Annotated in this window: 15 protein-coding genes; 13 read left to right on the top strand and 2 right to left on the bottom strand. The window is 52.9% G+C overall.

Features of this window, described 5'->3' with window-relative positions:
- Positions 1-40 precede the first annotated feature (40 nt).
- Positions 41-1,081 carry an aldo/keto reductase gene (locus tag OGV94_RS04635; protein WP_213733240.1) on the bottom strand — a complete coding sequence of 347 codons (1,041 nt, stop codon included), beginning with the start codon at positions 1,079-1,081 and terminating at the stop codon, positions 41-43.
- A 155-nt stretch (positions 1,082-1,236) separates the two neighbouring features.
- On the opposite strand from OGV94_RS04635, the gene yghX reads away from it, so the two are divergent.
- From yghX to hybG, 11 genes are all read left to right on the top strand, one after another.
- A complete protein-coding gene (gene yghX / locus OGV94_RS04630) occupies positions 1,237-2,124 on the top strand; it encodes a YghX family hydrolase (protein WP_043017617.1) in 888 nt (295 codons plus the stop codon).
- Between the two features lie 215 nt (positions 2,125-2,339).
- Positions 2,340-3,980: a methyl-accepting chemotaxis protein gene (locus OGV94_RS04625; protein ID WP_043017616.1), complete on the top strand. Its 1,641-nt coding sequence runs from the start codon at positions 2,340-2,342 to the stop codon at positions 3,978-3,980.
- An 84-nt stretch (positions 3,981-4,064) separates the two neighbouring features.
- Positions 4,065-4,352, top strand: a complete 288-nt coding sequence (locus OGV94_RS04620) for a DUF2623 family protein (protein ID WP_003024490.1) — start codon at positions 4,065-4,067, stop codon at positions 4,350-4,352.
- A 188-nt stretch (positions 4,353-4,540) separates the two neighbouring features.
- Entirely contained in the window at positions 4,541-5,659 is a 1,119-nt protein-coding gene (gene hybO, locus OGV94_RS04615) for a hydrogenase 2 small subunit (protein WP_043017615.1), read from the top strand.
- A 2-nt stretch (positions 5,660-5,661) separates the two neighbouring features.
- Positions 5,662-6,648: a hydrogenase 2 operon protein HybA gene (gene hybA / locus OGV94_RS04610; RefSeq protein WP_003828357.1), complete on the top strand. Its 987-nt coding sequence runs from the start codon at positions 5,662-5,664 to the stop codon at positions 6,646-6,648.
- A complete protein-coding gene (gene hybB, locus OGV94_RS04605) occupies positions 6,638-7,816 on the top strand; it encodes a Ni/Fe-hydrogenase cytochrome b subunit (RefSeq protein WP_003828354.1) in 1,179 nt (392 codons plus the stop codon). The genes hybA and hybB overlap by 11 nt, the downstream gene beginning before the upstream one ends.
- Entirely contained in the window at positions 7,813-9,516 is a 1,704-nt protein-coding gene (gene hybC, locus OGV94_RS04600) for a hydrogenase 2 large subunit (RefSeq protein ID WP_003828353.1), read from the top strand. Before hybB ends, hybC begins: the two co-directional genes overlap by 4 nt.
- Positions 9,516-10,010, top strand: coding sequence for a HyaD/HybD family hydrogenase maturation endopeptidase (locus OGV94_RS04595; RefSeq protein WP_047408632.1), 495 nt, complete (start codon positions 9,516-9,518; stop codon positions 10,008-10,010). The genes hybC and OGV94_RS04595 overlap by 1 nt, the downstream gene beginning before the upstream one ends.
- Positions 10,003-10,491, top strand: coding sequence for a hydrogenase-2 assembly chaperone (gene hybE / locus OGV94_RS04590; RefSeq protein ID WP_043017613.1), 489 nt, complete (start codon positions 10,003-10,005; stop codon positions 10,489-10,491). Before OGV94_RS04595 ends, hybE begins: the two co-directional genes overlap by 8 nt.
- Entirely contained in the window at positions 10,484-10,825 is a 342-nt protein-coding gene (gene hypA, locus OGV94_RS04585; RefSeq protein WP_016157467.1) for a hydrogenase maturation nickel metallochaperone HypA, read from the top strand. Before hybE ends, hypA begins: the two co-directional genes overlap by 8 nt.
- Positions 10,826-10,854: 29 nt before the next feature.
- The gene (gene hybG, locus OGV94_RS04580) at positions 10,855-11,103 is read left to right on the top strand and encodes a hydrogenase maturation factor HybG (protein ID WP_003024459.1); all 249 of its coding nucleotides are present in this window, start codon (positions 10,855-10,857) and stop codon (positions 11,101-11,103) included.
- 88 nt (positions 11,104-11,191) lie between these two features.
- Here hybG and yghU read toward each other — a convergent pair whose 3' ends face one another.
- Positions 11,192-12,058 carry a glutathione-dependent disulfide-bond oxidoreductase gene (yghU, locus tag OGV94_RS04575; RefSeq protein WP_038633828.1) on the bottom strand — a complete coding sequence of 289 codons (867 nt, stop codon included), beginning with the start codon at positions 12,056-12,058 and terminating at the stop codon, positions 11,192-11,194.
- Positions 12,059-12,276: 218 nt separating this feature from the next.
- Between yghU and OGV94_RS04570 the strand changes: the two genes are divergently transcribed.
- A complete protein-coding gene (locus tag OGV94_RS04570; protein WP_286522710.1) occupies positions 12,277-14,565 on the top strand; it encodes an FdhF/YdeP family oxidoreductase in 2,289 nt (762 codons plus the stop codon).
- A 153-nt stretch (positions 14,566-14,718) separates the two neighbouring features.
- Positions 14,719-16,581 carry a bifunctional glutathionylspermidine amidase/synthase gene (gene gss / locus OGV94_RS04565; protein ID WP_075146363.1) on the top strand — a complete coding sequence of 621 codons (1,863 nt, stop codon included), beginning with the start codon at positions 14,719-14,721 and terminating at the stop codon, positions 16,579-16,581.
- Positions 16,582-16,689 lie beyond the last annotated feature (108 nt).

Here is a 16,689-nt window from a genome sequence, read left to right as displayed (position 1 = left end):
GGGAGGCTAACGCCGCTACCCGGCACGAAGTGGCATACGGTTACTTGTCAGATGAGGCCTGCCACAGGTTCAGCTTTCCGTCCGCAACGTGCTTATCGATCTGCGTCAATTCTTCGGTACTGAACGTCAGGTTAGCCAACGCCTGAACGTTCTCCTCCAGTTGCTCCGGTCGGCTGGCGCCAATTAATACCGAAGTCACCCGGTTATCTTTCAGCAACCAGCTTAAGGCCATTTGCGCCATCGACTGTCCGCGCTGTTGCGCCATCTCATTGAGCAAACGCAGGCTGGTAAGGTTTTCTTCCGTCAGCATGTTTTCCGTCAGCCCTCGAATTTTTTTCCCTTCACGCTGCATGCGGGAACCTTCCGGAATGCCGTTGAGGTATTTCCCCGTCAGCAGCCCCTGGGCCAGCGGCGTAAATGCGATACAGCCCATACCGTTGGATTCCAGCGTATCCAGCAGACCACTACTGTCTACCCAACGGTTAAGCAAGTTGTAGGAAGGCTGGTGGATTAGCAGCGGAATTTTCCATTCCCGCATCAGCTCGGCCATTTTCTGCGTACGGTCCGGGGAATAGGATGAGATGCCGACATACAGCGCTTTGCCGCTTTGCACCGCATGGGCCAGAGCCGAGGCGGTCTCTTCCATTGGCGTATTTTCGTCAACGCGGTGCGAATAAAAGATATCGACATAGTCGAGGCCCATGCGTTTCAGGCTTTGGTCGAGGCTGGCGAGCAGGTATTTCCGCGAACCGCCAGAACCGTATGGCCCTGGCCACATGTCATAGCCTGCCTTGGTAGAAATGATCAGTTCATCACGATAGTGTGCAAAATCCTCGCGCAGTAAGCGGCCAAAATTTTCTTCTGCGCTGCCCGGAGGCGGCCCATAGTTATTGGCTAAATCAAAATGCGTGATGCCTAAATCAAATGCTTTACGCAGCAGGGTGCGCTGGGAATCCAGCGCCTGAACATGCCCAAAACTGTGCCACAAACCTAGCGACAGCGCGGGTAAGCGTAAACCGCTGCGCCCACAGTAGCGATAGAGCATCTGCTCGTAACGTTCAGGATTGGCAAACCAGGCCATGAGATCTCCTTAGTGCAGGTGAATTTCGAAACAACGTTTCTATTCTAGCGGGTTCACGGCGAATATCCCGTTCACCAGGTCACACTGGGATGAAAAACTGGGCAAAAACAGACCACTGTGCTTTGCTTAAAAAAACATCAGCCAGGAGTCCTGCCATGTCGCGTCTAACTGCCAAAGACTTTCCGCAAGAACTGCTCGACTACTATGACTATTACGCTCATGGAAAAATAACGAAACGTGAATTTCTCAATCTTGCGGCGAAATATGCAGTCGGAGGTATGACGGCGCTGGCGTTATTCAACGTGTTGAAACCCAATTATGCTCTCGCAACGCAGGTGGAGTTCACCGATCCTGATATCCTGGCGGAATATATTACCTATCCATCACCCGAAGGGCATGGCGATGTGCGGGGATACCTGGTTAAACCCGCTAATGCGACGGGGAAAGTTCCGGCGGTTGTGGTGGTGCATGAGAATCGCGGGCTGAATCCGTATATTGAGGATGTGGCGCGACGGGTGGCGAAAGCGGGGTATATTGCACTCGCGCCTGATGGATTAAGTTCGGTGGGGGGATATCCTGGCAATGATGATAAAGGCCGGGAGTTACAGCAGCAGGTTGACCCGGTAAAGCTGATGAATGATTTTTTTGCCGCCATTGAATATATGCAGCGTTTTGCCGGCGCGACGGGAAAAGTGGGGATCACTGGTTTTTGCTATGGCGGTGGTGTGTCGAACGCCGCAGCCGTCGCTTTCCCTGAACTGGCCTGCGCGGTGCCTTTCTATGGTCGACAGGTTCCTGCGGCTGATGTCCCCAAAATAAACGCGCCTTTATTACTACACTATGCGCAACTAGATACCCGAATTAATGAGGGATGGCCTGCTTATGAAGCGGCACTGAAGGCTAATAAGAAAGTCTATGAGGCATATATTTATCCCGGCGTTAATCATGGTTTTCATAATGATTCGACACCGCGTTATGATAAAGCAGCTGCTGATTTAGCCTGGGAGCGTACTCTTGCATGGTTTAACAAATATTTACGATAGAAAACAAAGGATTGTTTAGTGCTTCAGGTTAATCATCTGAATAATAATGCTAGCTAATTTCATTAGCATTCATGTTGATATAGTGTAAATAGATATTGAATGTACTTAAGAAAGTAAAAAAATAAAGAACGCATTATATCTTCTCTGTTGCCTGCCGATAACAAGGATAAGTATCGCCTGATGGCGAATTCCTCATCAACGGCAAGGAAATTATTATGCGTTTGCTGAAAAACTTCACTATTCGTATTGTCATGTTGGCAATACTGGGACTTTTTTGCCTGCTCTGGTCGGGCGTGGGTTTATTCAGTCTTCATTCTTTATCAAAAATATCTGAAGGCAATGATATTGACCGTCATCTCGTCCATCAGATGACGGTGCTCAGCCAGGGGAACGATCAGTACTTTCGTTTCGTCACGCGCTTGAGTCGCGCCATGGATGTCAAAATGAGCGGCGGAACGCCTGATTTTGCGCCAGCGCAGCAGTCCCTGGAGAACATGAGCAAAAAACTCCAGGAGATGAAAACGTTGTCTCCAGGACCAATGGATCCGGAAGTGGCCGCGGCGGTACTGACGAAGTGGCAGGCGCTGCTGGACAACGGCGTGATCCCGCAAATGCAACTGGCGCAGCAGGGCACGCTTACGGCCTTTGCGGAACATGCCAGCACCGTTACGCCAGCGCTGAGCCGGGAGTTTGGCGCCAGTGCAGAACGCTTTAACACCACGGCAGGCGAGCGGCTTGATACCACGCGCGTCATGGTTGATGGTAAAACGTCTATCATCCGGACGCTAATCATTACCGCCGTGATCCTCGGTATTGCTCTCCTGTTTTTCACTGACCGTTACCTCGTCGCCATGATGGTGAAGCCGTTGGGACGTATCCGCCAGCAGTTCCAGCAGATTGCACAGGGCGACCTCAGCCATCCAATTGAAGATTTTGGTCGTAACTGCGTGGGCCAACTGGTGCCGTTACTGTGCGCGATGCAGGACAGCCTGCGCGAAGCCGTCAGTACCATCCGTTCAGGTAGTGACAACATCTGGCGAGGTGCTACGGAAATTTCCACTGGCAACAACGATCTCTCCTCGCGTACTGAAGAACAGGCCGCTGCGCTGGAAGAGACCGCTGCCAGCATGGAGCAACTGACCGCCACGGTAAAACTGAACGCTGAAAACGCGCGTGAAGCCAGCCAGCTTGCCGACACGGCGACAGAAACGGCAGGTAAAGGGAGCACCCTGGTATCAGAAGTGGTTGAGACGATGGATGGCATTGCCGCCAGCTCTAAACAGATCGCGGAAATTACCTCTGTTATTAATAGCATCGCTTTCCAGACCAACATTCTGGCGCTGAACGCGGCAGTTGAAGCCGCCAGAGCAGGCGAACAGGGACGTGGTTTTGCCGTCGTTGCCGGTGAAGTGCGTAACCTTGCCAGCCGCAGCGCCGGGGCGGCGAAAGAGATTGAGACGCTGATTGGCGAGTCGTCGCGTCGCGTCGATCAGGGCGCTCGTTTGGTTAAAGAGACGGGATTAACCATGGAGGCGATTCTGCGCGGCGCCACCGAAGTGACCGTCATCATGAAACAAATTGCCTCTGCCTCGGAAGAGCAGAACAAAGGCATCTCGCAGGTGAGCGTAGCGATCACCCAAATGGACAGCGTAACGCAACAGAACGCGGCGCTGGTAGAGCAGGTTTCCGCCGCGGCTGTAGCGCTGGAACGACAAACGGAAGAACTGCAACGTTCGGTGCAACAGTTCCGCCTCTCAGCGAATGATGTGCAGTACGCCGCCGCTAATACCGCTTCCCCTTCAGCAGACAGCAAAACGTCTGCGGCAGCTAAAACGGATGAATGGGTGTCCTTTTAAGCTGACATAAAAAGTTCGTGATACCTCTGGTCTTTGCTTAAAAAATCGCTATATAATTTATTATATAGCGATTGGAGGTTATGCATGGACAATCATTTTGGAAAAGGCCTGATGGCCGGATTAAACGCGTCAAGCGCGGATAGCGCGCGCTCGGTAGCCAACTTTTGTGCTGATTATAAACGCGGCTTTGTACTGGGATTTTCTCATCGAATGTTTGAAAAAACGGGCGATCGACAGCTCAGCGCCTGGGAGGCGGGGATCCTCACGCGCCGCTATGGGCTGGATAAAGAGATGGTTATGGATTTCTTTAAAGAGAACCAGTCCAGTACAACAATTCGTTTTTTCATGGCTGGCTATCGTCTCGAAGCTTGATCCGAAAGGGGTATTATCTTGCTTTAATTAATTACACTATTGACCTACGCCTTCGTTTTGTTGCTCCGCCGAAGTATTATAATGCACATAACCATATAAAAAGTGTGGTAATGGCGCGCCGATCGCAATATGCAACATGCGAATGGTGCAAAATAAAAGCCAGGTCTTCGCAACGGAATAACTATAAAATGACTGGAGATAACTCTCTCATCAATTCGAACGGCATTAATCGCCGTGATTTCATGAAGCTTTGTGCAGCACTGGCCGCTACCATGGGGCTCAGTAGCAAAGCCGCCGCAGAAATGGCCGAATCAGTTTCTCGTCCTCAGCGCCCACCGGTTATCTGGATTGGGGCTCAGGAGTGTACGGGTTGTACTGAATCGCTACTTCGCGCGACACACCCTACAGTGGAAAACCTCGTTCTGGAGACCATCTCTCTGGAATACCATGAGGTGCTCTCCGCCGCCTTCGGCCATCAGGTTGAAGAGAATAAACATAACGCTCTGGAGAAGTACAAAGGGCAATATGTTTTGGTTGTAGATGGTTCTATCCCACTGAAAGACAATGGTATTTACTGCATGGTTGCCGGTGAGCCGATCGTGGATCACATTCGTCGGGCCGCAGAAGGCGCAGCCGCTATCATTGCTATCGGCTCTTGCGCCGCATGGGGTGGTGTTGCTGCTGCTGGCGTTAACCCAACGGGTGCCGTCGGCTTGCAGGAAGTTCTGCCAGGCAAAACCATCATCAACATCCCCGGCTGTCCGCCGAACCCGCACAACTTCCTCGCCACGGTCGCGCATATCATCACCTACGGTAAGCCGCCGAAACTGGATACCAAAAACCGTCCGACATTCGCCTATGGCCGTTTGATTCACGAACACTGCGAGCGTCGCCCGCACTTTGACGCAGGCCGTTTTGCGAAAGAGTTTGGCGATGAAGGTCACCGTGAAGGTTGGTGCCTCTACCATCTCGGCTGTAAAGGACCAGAAACCTACGGCAACTGCTCAACGCTGCAATTCTGCGATGTTGGAGGCGTATGGCCGGTGGCTATCGGTCACCCTTGCTATGGCTGTAACGAAGAAGGTATCGGTTTCCATAAAGGTATTCACCAGCTTGCTCATGTGGAAAACCAAACGCCGCGTTCCGAAAAACCTGACGTCAATATGAAAGAAGGCGGCAATGTTTCTGCCGGAGCGATTGGGCTGCTTGGTGGCGTAGTAGGACTGGTTGCCGGCGTCAGCGTGATGGCGGTTCGTGAACTGGGTCGTCAGCAGAAGAAAGATAACGCTGACTCACGGGGAGAATAACCGTGAACAGACGTAACTTTATTAAAGCAGCCTCCAGCGGGGCATTGCTGTTGGGCGCTGCGCCGTCCATCAGCCATGCGGCTGCAGAAAACCGTCCGCCGATCCCTGGTTCTTTAGGGATGCTCTATGACTCAACGCTGTGTGTAGGCTGCCAGGCTTGTGTCACCAAGTGTCAGGATATCAACTTCCCGGCGCGTAATCCGGAAGGCGAGCAGACCTGGTCAAACAACGACAAACTGTCGCCGTATACCAATAACATCATTCAGGTGTGGCGTAGCGGAACAGGCGTTAACAAAGACCAGGAAGAAAATGGCTACGCATACATTAAGAAACAGTGCATGCACTGTGTCGATCCGAACTGCGTCTCCGTTTGCCCAGTCTCTGCGCTGAAGAAAGATCCAAAAACCGGCATCGTCCACTATGACAAAGATGTCTGCACGGGCTGTCGTTACTGCATGGTCGCCTGCCCATACAACGTTCCTAAGTACGACTACAACAACCCGTTTGGTGCGCTTCACAAGTGTGAACTGTGTAACCAGAAAGGGGTTGAGCGTCTGGACAAAGGCGGTTTACCGGGTTGTGTTGAAGTATGCCCTGCCGGTGCGGTGATTTTTGGTACGCGTGAAGAGCTGATGGCTGAGGCGAAAAAACGTCTCGCCCTGAAGCCAGGCAGCGAATACCACTATCCGCGTCAGACGGTGAAAGCAGGTGATACCTATCTGCATACGGTACCGAAGTATTACCCCCATTTGTACGGCGAGAAAGAGGGTGGTGGTACTCAGGTAATGGTTCTGACAGGTGTTCCTTACGAGGATTTGGATCTGCCGAAGCTGGATGATCTTTCAACCGGTGCACGTTCCGAACATGTTCAACATTCCCTGTACAAGGGCATGATATTACCCCTGGCTGCGCTGGCGGGATTAACCGTGCTGGTTCGTCGTAATACGAAAAACGACCATCACGATGGAGGAGACGATCATGAGTCATGATCCTAAACCGCTGGGCGGAAAAATAATCAGCAAACCGGTCATTATTTTTGGGCCGCTTATCGTCCTGTGTATGCTCCTGATCGTGAAACGTCTGGTCTTCGGATTGGGCTCAGTCTCCGATCTGAACGGCGGTTTCCCATGGGGTGTATGGATCGCGTTTGACCTGTTGATTGGTACCGGCTTCGCGTGCGGCGGTTGGGCGCTGGCATGGGCGGTGTATGTTTTCAACAGAGGACAATACCATCCGCTGGTACGTCCGGCGCTGCTGGCGAGCTTGTTTGGCTACTCGCTGGGTGGTCTGTCGATCACCATTGACGTTGGTCGTTACTGGAACCTGCCGTATTTCTACATTCCGGGCCACTTCAACGTGAACTCGGTACTGTTCGAAACGGCGGTCTGTATGACCATCTATATCGGCATCATGGCGCTGGAATTTGCTCCGGCTCTGTTTGAACGTCTGGGATGGAAAGTTTCTCTCAAGCGTTTGAATAAAGTGATGTTCTTTATTATTGCCCTCGGCGCGCTGCTGCCAACCATGCACCAGTCTTCAATGGGTTCATTGATGATTTCTGCGGGTTATAAGGTGCATCCGCTCTGGCAAGCTTATGAAATGTTGCCGCTTTTCTCCGTATTAACCGCTTTTATTATGGGCTTCTCGATCGTCATCTTTGAAGGCTCGTTGGTACAAGCCGGTCTGAAAGGTAACGGTCCGGACGAGAAAAGTTTGTTCATCAAGCTGACGAATACCATCAGCGTGCTGCTGGCGATTTTCGTGGTACTGCGCTTTGGCGAACTGATCTATCGCGACAAGCTGTCCTATGCGTTCTCAGGCGATCTTTACTCCCTGATGTTCTGGCTTGAAGTCGTGCTGATGGTCTTCCCGCTGGTGGTGCTGCGCGTCACTAAGTTGCGTAATGACTCGCGCATGCTGTATCTGTCTGCGCTGAGCGCATTGCTGGGTTGTGCAACATGGCGTCTGTCCTATTCGCTGGTGGCGTTCAATCCTGGTGGTGGCTACCACTACTTCCCGACCTGGGAAGAACTGTTGATTTCTATTGGTTTTGTGGCTATTGAGATTTGTGCATACATCGTACTCATTCGTCTACTGCCGATACTTCCTCCTTTAAAACAAAACGATCAAAATCGTCATGAGGCGAGCAAAGCATGAGCCAGAGAATTACTATTGATCCGGTAACCCGTATTGAGGGTCATTTACGCATCGACTGCGAAATCGAAAATGGCGTGGTATCTAAAGCATGGGCTTCCGGTACCATGTGGCGCGGCATGGAAGAGATCGTGAAAAACCGCGATCCGCGCGATGCCTGGATGATTGTGCAGCGTATCTGTGGCGTTTGTACGACCACTCACGCTATCTCTTCCGTTCGTGCAGCAGAAAGCGCGCTGAATATTGATGTTCCGGTAAACGCACAGTATATCCGTAACATCATTCTCGCTGCGCACACCACGCATGACCACATTGTTCACTTCTATCAGCTGTCTGCGCTGGACTGGGTGGATATCACCTCTGCCCTGAAAGCTGACCCTGCGAAAGCGTCTGCCATGCTGAACGGCGTGTCCTCCTGGCACCTGAACAGCGCAGAAGAGTTCACCAAGGTTCAGAACAAGATCAAAGATCTTGTCGCCAGCGGTCAGTTAGGCATTTTTGCCAACGGTTGCTGGGGTCATCCGGCAATGCAGCTGCCGCCGGAAGTAAACCTGATTGCGGTCGCTCACTACCTGCAGGCGCTGGAATGCCAGCGAGATGCCAACCGCGTTGTGGCGCTGTTGGGCGGTAAAACGCCGCACATCCAGAACCTGGCGGTAGGGGGGGTTGCTAACCCAATTAACCTCGACGGCCTCGGCGTGCTGAACCTTGAGCGCCTGATGTACATCAAGTCCTTCATCGATAAGCTGAGCGACTTCGTTGAGCAGGTTTACAAGGTAGATACCGCGGTTATTGCGGCGTTCTATCCTGAGTGGCTGGAACGTGGTCAGGGTGCGGTTAACTATCTGAGCGCGCCGGAATTCCCGACTGACGGTAAAAACGGCAGCTTCCTGTTCCCTGGCGGCTATATCACCGATGCCGATCTGTCGACCTATCGTCCGATCACCTCTCATTCCGATGAATACCTGATCAAAGGGATTCAGGAAAGCGCGAAACACGCGTGGTACAAAGACGAAGCGCCGCAGGCTCCGTGGGAAGGCACAACGGTTCCTGATTACACCGGTTGGTCAGATGACGGCAAATATTCCTGGGTTAAAGCGCCGACCTTCTACGGTAAAACGGTTGAAGTGGGGCCGCTGGCCAACATGCTGTGTAAACTGGCGGCTAAACGCGAGTCTACCCATGCCAAGCTGAATGAAATCATCGCGATTTACACCAAGCTGACCGGTAAAACTATCGAAGTATCACAGCTGCACTCTACGCTGGGCCGTATTATTGGCCGTACCGTTCACTGCTGTGAACTGCAGAACGTTCTGCAGGATCAGTACAACGCGCTGATTGTGAACATCGGTAAAGGCGACCACACCACCTTCGTGAAACCGGATATTCCGGCAACGGGCGAATTTAAGGGGGTCGGTTTCCTCGAAGCACCGCGCGGTATGCTGTCTCACTGGATGGTGATTAAAGACGGCATTATCAGCAACTACCAGGCGGTTGTTCCGTCAACCTGGAACTCTGGCCCACGTAACTTTAATGATGAAGTGGGACCGTATGAGCGCTCGCTGGTAGGTACGCCGATTGCCGATCCAAACAAACCGCTGGAAGTGGTTCGTACCATTCACTCCTTCGACCCTTGTATGTCATGTGCGGTGCATGTGGTGGACGTTGACGGGAACGAAGTGGTCTCAGTTAAGGTTCTGTAATGCGGATATTAGTCTTAGGGGTCGGCAATATTTTGCTGACCGACGAAGCCATCGGGGTGCGTATCGTTGAGGCATTAGAGCAGCGGTATATCCTGCCAGACTTTGTTGATGTTCTGGACGGTGGTACGGCTGGGATGGAGCTTCTCGGCGATATGGCGAACAGAGATCATCTGATCATTGCTGACGCCATTGTGTCGAAGAAAAGCACGCCAGGAACGATGATGGTCCTGCGGGATGAAGAGATCCCGGCGCTGTTTACCAACAAAATCTCACCGCACCAGCTTGGCCTGGCCGACGTATTGTCGGCCCTGCGTTTTACCGGCGAGTTTCCGAAAAAGCTGACGTTAGTCGGCGTTATTCCGGAATCGCTGGAACCGCATATCGGGCTAACGCCAACGGTTGAAGCGATGATCGAACCTGCTCTTGAGCAGGTTCTTGCCGCGCTTCGCGAATCAGGCGTTGAAGCGATCCCTCGGGAGGCGACTCATGTCTGAGGAGTTTGTCGGTTTTCAGACGGCCCCGAAGATGCAGATTCAGGCAGCGTTTGAAGAGGTTGCCCGGCGTTCAATGCACGATCTCTCTTTCTTGCATCCGAACATGCCGGTATATGTCTCTGATTTTACGCTGTTTGAAGGACAGTGGACGGGGTGTGTTATCACGCCCTGGATGCTGAGCGCACTGATTTTCCCCGGACCGGACCAGATCTGGCCGGTGCGTAAAGTCAGCGAAAAAGTCGGGTTGCGTCTGCCGTATGGCGAGATGACCTTTACCGTGGGTGAACTGGACGGCGTATCGCAATATTTCTCCTGCTCACTGATGTCGCCGCTTTCGCACAGTATGTCGGCGCAAGAAGGCGTCCGTCTGACTGACGATTGCGCGCGCATGCTGTTATCGCTGCCGGTGAGCGATCCGAATGCGCCGCAGCTAAATCGCCGCGCGCTGCTGCTGGGTCGTCGGAACTGCGAAAATGCATGAGCTGTCCCTTTGTCAGAGCGCGGTTGAGATTGTTCAACAGCAGGCAGAGCAGCACGGTGTCAAACGTGTAACCGGCGTTTGGCTGGAAATCGGGGCGCTCTCCTGCGTTGAAGAGAGCGCCGTTCGGTTTAGTTTCGACATCGTCTGTCAGGGAACGCTGGCCCAGGGGTGTGAACTGCATATTGATTACAAACCAGCCCAGGCGTGGTGCTGGGATTGCAGTCAGGTTGTGGAAATCACCCAGCATGACGCGCAGTGTCCACAATGTCAGGGCGATCGTCTGCGGGTTGATGCTGGCGATTCACTGAAAGTGAAAAGTATTGAAGTCGAATAACCCATAGTTGCTATGGGGCGGAGTCAGATATGTGTATTGGAGTCCCTGGTCAGGTTCTGGCCGTTGGTGAAGATATTCACCAGCTTGCGCAGGTTGAAGTGTGCGGCATCAAACGTGATGTCAATATTGCCCTGATTTGTGAAGGTGATACGGCTGAGCTTGTCGGGCAATGGGTGCTGGTGCACGTAGGGTTCGCCATGAGCATCATTGATGAAGATGAAGCTAAAGCCACGTTAGACGCACTTCGCCGCATGGAGTACGACGTCACCAGCGCGTGATTTTATGCCGGATGGCGCAGCGCTTATCAGGCCCGCGCCTTATATGTAGGCCGGATAAGGCGTTAGCGCCGCCATCCGGCATCTTACGTTAACCCTGGCGCTTATCTTCGGTATTGGTATCGAAGTCGCTGGCGTCATGGCGTTCATGAAGTTGCTCGTTCAGCGGTCCATTAGTGCGGTTTACAATACGACCACGCTTAACCGCCGGGCGCGCTGCAATCTCTTTTGCCCAGCGCTGCACGTGCTTGTAACTTCCTGCGTCGAGGAACTCTGCCGCGTCGTACACGTTGCCCAGCACCACATTGCCAAACCACGGCCAGACCGCCATATCGGCAATGGTGTATTCATCTCCGGCCACAAACTGATGCTGTGCTAGCTGCTTATCCAGCACGTCGAGTAAGCGCTTGGCTTCCATCGTGAAGCGGTTGATCGCGTACTCGATTTTTACCGGCGCATAGTTATAGAAGTGGCCAAAACCACCGCCGAGGAACGGCGCCGCGCCTTGTAGCCAGAACAGCCAGTTCAGCGTTTCGGTACGTTTTGCCAAATCTTGCGGCAGGAAATAACCATATTTTTCCGCAAGATAGAGCAGAATTGCGCCAGATTCGAATACGCGAACCGGTGGGTTTTGCGAGTGGTCGCGCAGCGCCGGGATCTTCGAGTTCGGATTCACTTCAACAAAGCCGCTGGAAAACTGATCGCCATCGCCGATGCGGATTATCCAGGCATCGTATTCTGCGCCTTTCACGCCCTGCGCCAGCAGCTCCTCCAGCATAATCGTCACTTTCTGCCCGTTTGGCGTACCCAGCGAATAGAGCTGCAGCGGATGCTTGCCAACCGGCAGCGTTTTTTCGTGGGTGGCACCGGAAACAGGACGGTTGATATTGGCGAAAGCGCCGCCGTTCGATTTTTCCCACGTCCAGACTTTCGCGGGCTGATAGGTATTGTCTGACATATTGACCTGCCTTCTGAGTGGTTGTGTTGATGCAGTGTAGCAGTTAGGTAGAACTCAATTTAACAGATTGGGACTTTATGTCGCTTTGTGCTGAAAGGGGAAGATAAATCTAACCCGTTCATTGTACCCGGTCCGTACTCCATGAAGAGGAAATCAATGTTGGACGGAAATTGCTACCGTATTCACCATCAAAAATTGGCGGTGAATAAGCAGTAATAATGAAAAATGGTGTTCCAGGAGTAAGCGGTTATCAGGGCCCAGCGGGTGGGTGGGGCGCGGTAAAAGCCGTCACTGCTTCGGTGTTTTCGCAAAAGGCTGTCGCCCGTGACATTATCGCGATGTTCAAAATGAACCAGGTGAAAGGGTTCGATTGTCCGGGCTGTGCGTGGCCGGACCCAGGGCACCGTGCGCCAATGGAGTTGTGCGAAAATGGCGTTAAGGCGGTCTCCTGGGAGACAACCAGCAAGAAAGCGTCACCGGAATTTTTCAGCCGTCATCCGGTTTCTACACTCTGGCACTACAGCGATTATGAACTGGAAAATATCGGTCGTTTGACGCATCCAATGAAATACGATGCCTCAACAGACACCTGGCAGGCGGTGGATTGGGATATCGCCTTCCAGGAGATCGGCGAGCGTCTGCGCAGCTATGATTCAGCACAACAGGTTGAGTTTTACACCTCCGGCAGAACATCAAATGAAGCGGCGTTCTTGTATCAGCTGTTTGCCCGCGAATATGGCAGCAGCAACTTCCCTGATTGCTCAAACATGTGCCACGGACCGACCAGCGCAGGGCTAACTCCTGCCATTGGCCTTGGGAAAGGGACCGTTGAACTGGAGGATTTTGACCACTGCGATTTGGTGATTTGTATCGGGCATAACCCCGGCACTAACCATCCACGCATGCTGACCACCTTACGCGACGTTGCCAGGCGTGGCGCTAAAATTATCTCCATCAATCCCCTGGCCGAGCGGGGGCTTGAGCGCTTTAGCTTCCCGCAAAGCCCGAAAGAGATGTTCACCGGTCAGGCAACGGAGCTAAGCAACGACTACTACCAGGTAAAAATGGGCGGTGACGCTTCGCTGCTCAAAGGCATCATGAAAGCGCTGATCGAAATGGACGAAGCGCGGATCTTACTGGATCAGCAGCCGACGCTCGATCATGCGTTTATCGAAGAGCATACCGCGGGATATGCAGCGCTGTATGACGACTTACGTCAGCATAACTGGGCGGAGCTGGAGCAGGACTCGGGTCTGACTCGTAGCCAGATGGAAGATCTGGCGCACAGCTACAGTAAATCCAGTGCCACTATCGTTTGTTATGGACTGGGCATCACCCAGCATAAAAACGGCACTGAGAACGTCCAGCAACTGGTAAACCTGCTGCTGCTGAAAGGCAATATGGGTAAGCCGGGCGCGGGGATCTGCCCGTTGCGCGGTCACTCTAACGTGCAGGGCGATCGTTCCGTGGGGATCAACGAAGCGGCGTCCGAAGAGTTCCTGCAACGCCTTGAGACGCATTTTTCTATCCGCGTTCCGCGCAAACATGGCCGCTCCAGCGTGGAGAGTATTCGCGCCATCGAGCGGGGAGACGCAAAAGCGCTTATCTGCATGGGCGGCAATTTGGCGGTGGCGATGCCGCAACCGCAGCGTACCTTTGCGGCGATGAAAAATCTGGATCTGCAGGTCCATGTGGCGACCAAACTGAACAGGTCGCATCTGCTGCTGGCAAAGCATAACTACCTGCTACCTGCATTAGGCCGAACGGAGCGCGACATGCAGGCAACGGGGATCCAGTCGGTGACCGTCGAAGATTCTATGTCGATGGTTCACGCTTCCTGTGGCGCGCTGAAACCGGCTTCCCGCTGGCTAAAATCGGAACCCGCGATTGTGGCGGGTATGGCGCGCGCTACGCTGCCGCTTTCGCCGGTAAACTGGGAAGCGTTAACCGGAGATTACACGTTGATCCGTGACGCCATTGAAGCCGTGATTCCCGCATTCCACAACTACAACGCACGTATTGCCGAGCCGGGAGGATTTCGCATGGATACGCCTGCTTCGCGCCGTGAATGGCGAACGGAGAATGGCAAAGCCAACTTTATCGTCAGCCATCAACGGGCGGTTGAGCGGGAAAATCAGCCTGCTGATGCGCTGGTACTGGCAACGCTGCGTAGTCACGATCAGTACAACACCACTATTTATGGTATGAACGACCGCTATCGTGGCATTGCCGGTCGTCGGGATGTGGTGTTTTTAAGCGCCGAAGAGGCGGCGAGCCGTGGCCTGGACCAGGGCGATGTGGTCAATATTCAGGCGCTGGACGACAACGGCCAGCCCTGCGCGGATCGCATTATGTACGGCTTAACAGTAGTGATTTACAACATGGCGGCGGGCTCAATAGGCGCTTATCTGCCTGAAGCGAATGTCCTGCTTTCGCTGGAAGCGGTAGACACACAAAGTTTGACTCCGGCGTATAAAAGCGTACCGGTCACCCTGACAAAAGCGTAGTTCCTGCTGTGAATTTTTCGCCTCTGAGCGCCAGTCGCTGCGTTGAGGTGTATGATGATATTGACCTCTGTCCGGTTAGTGTCGCAGAGCAGGTAATCAGAGCGAAAAATTCACGCCAACCTGCTCAGGCTGTATTGTTTTGAGGTAAGGTGCATGAGCAAAGGAACGACCAGTCAGGATGCCCCATTCGGGACATTATTGGGCTACGCCCCAGGCGGCGTAGCAATCTACTCTTCAGATTACAGCTCCCTCGACCCACGGGACTACGACGATGATGCGGCATTTCGCAGCTATATCGATGATGAATACATGGGCCACAAATGGCAGTGCGTAGAGTTCGCACGCCGCTTTCTCTTCCTTAACTATGGCGTGGTCTTCACCGATGTGGGCATGGCCTGGGAGATCTTCTCCTTACGCTTCCTGCGCGAAGTGGTGAATGACAATATCCTGCCGTTACAGGCATTTCCGAATGGTTCGCCCCGCGCGCCGGTAGCAGGCGCTCTGCTTATCTGGCAAAAAGGCGGTGAATTTAAAGATACCGGGCATGTGGCGGTCGTCACCCAGTTGCTGCAAAACAAAATTCGTATTGCCGAACAGAACGTGCTCCATACGCCGCTTCCTCCCGGACAGCAGTGGACCCGCGAACTGGAGATGGTGGTTGAAAACGGGTGTTACACCCTGCGTGATACCTTTGACGACACCACCATTCTTGGTTGGATGATCCAGACCGATGATACCCGAGACAGTTTGCCGCAGCCGGAGATCGCCAATGACTCGCTGAAAATTGGCGGCGCGCGACTGGAAGATAACGGGCAGTTTGACGGTAAATGGCTGGATGAGCAGGATCCGCTGCAAAAAGCCTACGTGCTGGCGAACGGCCACGTTATTAATCAGGATCCGCATCAGTACTTCACTATTACCGAGAGTGCCGAACAAGAACTGATCAAAGCCACCAACGAACTGCATCTGATGTATCTGCACGCGACCGACAAGGTGCTGAAAGACGATAACCTGCTGGCGCTGTTCGACATCCCGAAAATCCTTTGGCCGCGCCTGCGCCTTTCCTGGCAGCGTCGTCGGCATCATATGATTACGGGGCGTATGGATTTCTGTATGGATGAACGCGGACTGAAGGTGTATGAGTACAACGCCGATTCCGCATCGTGCCATACTGAAGCCGGTTTGATCCTCGAAAGATGGGCCGAGCGAGGCTACACAGGGCAGGGACACAACCCGGCAGAAGGATTGATCAACGAACTGGCGGGGGCCTGGAAGCACAGCCGCGCGCGACCTTTTGTCCACATCATGCAGGATAAGGATATCGAGGAAAACTATCACGCGCAGTTTATGCAGCAGGCGCTGCGTCAGGCCGGGTTTGACAGCAAAATTCTGCGTGGCCTCGATGAGCTACGTTGGGATGACGCCGGTCAGTTGATTGACGGTGACGGTCGCCTGGTGAACTGCGTCTGGAAAACCTGGGCGTGGGAAACCGCGATTGAGCAGGTGCGAGAGGTCAGCGAAACGGAGTACGCCGCGGTGCCAATTCGTACCGGGCATACGAATCAGGAAGTGCGTTTAATCGACGTGCTGTTGCGCCCGGAAGTGTTGGTCTTCGAACCTCTGTGGACGGTGATCCCTGGCAACAAAGCGATTCTGCCTATTCTGTGGCAACTGTTCCCACATCACCGCTATCTGCTTGATACGGATTTCACTGTTAATGAAGAGCTGGCGAAAACCGGTTATGCGGTGAAACCTATTGCAGGACGTTGTGGCAGCAACATCGATCTGGTGAGCCACCAGGAAGAGCTCCTGGATAAAACCAGCGGTAAGTTTGCCGAGCAGAAGAACATTTATCAGCAGCTTTGGTGTCTGCCAAAAGTTGCCGGTAAATATATTCAGGTTTGTACCTTCACCGTAGGCGGTAACTACGGCGGTACCTGCCTGCGCGGCGACGAGTCGCTGGTAATTAAAAAAGAGAGCGATATTGAACCGCTGATTGTGGTGAAGGAAGAGTAATCTTTTTGCGTATTCTCAATTAAATTGTAAAAAGCCGGAGTATATCTCCGGCTTTTATTATTTATAGTTAAATTGGCTGTAATTATAAATTAATAATCAATATTGTTT

Origin of the sequence: Citrobacter sp. Ce006 (assembly GCF_030336535.1) — a bacterium.
Classification (GTDB): Bacteria; Pseudomonadota; Gammaproteobacteria; order Enterobacterales; family Enterobacteriaceae; genus Citrobacter; species Citrobacter europaeus.
Note: the sequence above shows the minus strand (reverse complement) of the source record. Positions and strands in the feature narration are given on the sequence as shown.

Coding starts and splice junctions, on each gene's coding strand:
- OGV94_RS04595 (WP_047408632.1), top strand. CDS start 9,516: ATGCGGATATTAGTCTTAGGGGTCGGCAATATTTTGCTGACCGACGAA.
- hybO (WP_043017615.1), top strand. CDS start 4,541: ATGACTGGAGATAACTCTCTCATCAATTCGAACGGCATTAATCGCCGT.
- hybC (WP_003828353.1), top strand. CDS start 7,813: ATGAGCCAGAGAATTACTATTGATCCGGTAACCCGTATTGAGGGTCAT.
- yghX (WP_043017617.1), top strand. CDS start 1,237: ATGTCGCGTCTAACTGCCAAAGACTTTCCGCAAGAACTGCTCGACTAC.
- OGV94_RS04635 (WP_213733240.1), bottom strand. CDS start 1,081: ATGGCCTGGTTTGCCAATCCTGAACGTTACGAGCAGATGCTCTATCGC.
- gss (WP_075146363.1), top strand. CDS start 14,719: ATGAGCAAAGGAACGACCAGTCAGGATGCCCCATTCGGGACATTATTG.
- OGV94_RS04625 (WP_043017616.1), top strand. CDS start 2,340: ATGCGTTTGCTGAAAAACTTCACTATTCGTATTGTCATGTTGGCAATA.
- hybG (WP_003024459.1), top strand. CDS start 10,855: ATGTGTATTGGAGTCCCTGGTCAGGTTCTGGCCGTTGGTGAAGATATT.
- OGV94_RS04620 (WP_003024490.1), top strand. CDS start 4,065: ATGGACAATCATTTTGGAAAAGGCCTGATGGCCGGATTAAACGCGTCA.
- hybE (WP_043017613.1), top strand. CDS start 10,003: ATGTCTGAGGAGTTTGTCGGTTTTCAGACGGCCCCGAAGATGCAGATT.
- hypA (WP_016157467.1), top strand. CDS start 10,484: ATGCATGAGCTGTCCCTTTGTCAGAGCGCGGTTGAGATTGTTCAACAG.
- yghU (WP_038633828.1), bottom strand. CDS start 12,058: ATGTCAGACAATACCTATCAGCCCGCGAAAGTCTGGACGTGGGAAAAA.
- OGV94_RS04570 (WP_286522710.1), top strand. CDS start 12,277: ATGAAAAATGGTGTTCCAGGAGTAAGCGGTTATCAGGGCCCAGCGGGT.
- hybB (WP_003828354.1), top strand. CDS start 6,638: ATGAGTCATGATCCTAAACCGCTGGGCGGAAAAATAATCAGCAAACCG.